The sequence below is a fragment of the Paracoccus angustae genome, assembly GCF_042648745.1.
Classification (GTDB): domain Bacteria; phylum Pseudomonadota; class Alphaproteobacteria; order Rhodobacterales; family Rhodobacteraceae; genus Paracoccus; species Paracoccus angustae.
Genome location: NZ_JBHRXY010000116.1, coordinates 1 through 1,087 on the forward strand (window position 1 = coordinate 1; position 1,087 = coordinate 1,087).

The 1,087-nt window shown below is 61.5% G+C and carries 1 protein-coding gene and 1 pseudogene; both read right to left on the reverse strand.

The features are described from left to right. Positions 1–72 precede the first annotated feature (72 nt). Positions 73–867 (reverse strand): IS21-like element helper ATPase IstB, encoded by a 795-nt coding sequence (gene istB / locus ACFOM8_RS22995; protein ID WP_103175160.1) that lies wholly within the window; start codon positions 865–867, stop codon positions 73–75. Further along, a pseudogene (locus ACFOM8_RS23000) lies at positions 857–1,087 on the reverse strand (IS21 family transposase); the annotation flags it as partial. The pseudogene ACFOM8_RS23000 and the gene istB, both read right to left, overlap by 11 nt.

Genomic DNA, 1,087 nt, shown 5'->3' on the forward strand with positions numbered 1-1,087 from the left:
TGTTAATTTCCACCCAGAAGTGACCCAGGTTTTCCATCGAGAACTGACCCACCTTTGATTATGGTTTTTGGGTCATTCAGAGGTCAAGGCGTGATTGTTCTCCTTCTTTTGGCGCGCTGCGGCGGCTGAACTGGCTTTGAAGCGGAAGCTGTCGTTTCCGGTCTCCAGGATGTGGCAGCGGTGGGTGAGCCGGTCGAGCAATGCGGTAGTCATCTTGGCATCGCCGAAGACTGTGGCCCATTCGCTGAAGCTGAGGTTGGTGGTGATGACGACGCTAGTGCGTTCGTAAAGCTTGCTCAGCAAATGGAAGAGCAGCGCCCCGCCCGAGGCGCTGAAGGGCAGATATCCCAACTCATCGAGGATCACGAGATCGAGGCGGGTCAGGCTTTCAGCGATCTGCCCCGCCTTTCCCTTGGCCTTCTCCTGTTCGAGGGCGTTGACCAGTTCAATGGTGGAGAAGAAGCGGACCTTGCGGCGGTGATGCTCGATGGCCTGGACGCCGAGGGCGGTTGCGATGTGGGTCTTCCCCGTGCCCGGGCCGCCGATCAGGACGATGTTCTGGGCCCCGTCCATGAACTCGCAGCGGTGGAGTTGCCGGACTGTGGCTTCGTTGATCTCGCTGGCTGAGAAGTCGAAGCCCGAGAGGTCCTTGTAGGCGGGGAAGCGTGCGGCCTTCATGTGATAGGCGATGGAGCGGACCTCGCGCTCGGCCAGTTCGGCTTTCAGCAGTTGAGACAGGATCGGCACGGCTGCGTCAAAGGCCGGCGCAGCCTGTTCGATCAGGTCGGTGACAGCCTGTGCCATGCCGTGCATCTTCAGGCTGCGAAGCATGATGACGATGGCACCGCTGGCGGGATCATGACGCATGACGGCCCCCTGCAACGGAGGTGCGCAGGCCGTCATAGCGCTCCACATTGGCCTTTGGCTCACGGCGCAGGGCCAGGGCCTGCGGGGTATCGAGGGGCGGCCCGCCAATGACCTTTCCATCGACCAACCGGTGCAAGAGGTTCAGCACATGGGTCTTGGTCGCCACGCCCTCGGCCAAGGCCAATTCCACCGCCGTCAGCACGGCCTGTTCGTCGTGCTG

Bases quoted from the DNA above. Each gene is read 5' to 3' on its own strand.
- istB (WP_103175160.1), bottom strand. From the start codon at position 867: ATGCGTCATGATCCCGCCAGCGGTGCCATCGTCATCATGCTTCGCAGC.